The sequence below is a fragment of the Gilvimarinus gilvus genome, assembly GCF_030518155.1.
Classification (GTDB): Bacteria; Pseudomonadota; Gammaproteobacteria; order Pseudomonadales; family Cellvibrionaceae; genus Gilvimarinus; species Gilvimarinus gilvus.
In genome coordinates this window covers 1-367 of the sequence record NZ_JAULRU010000187.1, presented here as the reverse complement: position 1 = coordinate 367, position 367 = coordinate 1, and the positions used below count along the sequence as shown (strand labels likewise).

General features: G+C 66.5%; 1 protein-coding gene. It reads left to right on the top strand.

Annotated elements, in window-relative coordinates; translation table 11 throughout:
- Window positions 1-11 precede the first annotated feature (11 nt).
- Window positions 12-367: glutathione S-transferase (locus tag QWI17_RS01565; RefSeq protein ID WP_302720734.1), on the top strand; the 356-nt coding region annotated here is incomplete at its 3' end.

Sequence of the window (367 nt, the reverse complement as noted above, 5' to 3'; positions counted from 1 at the left end):
AGGACGTTGCCATGCTGAAGATCTGGGGCCGCAAGAATTCGAGCAATGTGCGCAAGGCGCTGTGGATTGCCCACGAACTGGGCCTGGACTTCGCGTCCATCGACGCCGGCGGCGCTTTCGGCGTGGTCAACGAGCCGCACTACCGCGGGCGCAACCCCAACGGCCTGGTGCCCCTGCTGGAGGACGGCGACCTGATCCTGTGGGAATCCAACGCCATCGTCCGCTACCTGTGCGCCGAGTACGGCGCCGAGCAAGGCTGGTACCTGGAAGACCCGCGCCAGCGCGCCCTGGCCGACAAGTGGATGGACTGGACCACCTCAGCCTTGGCAACCCCCTTCCGCCCACTGTTCTGGGGCCTGCTGCGTAC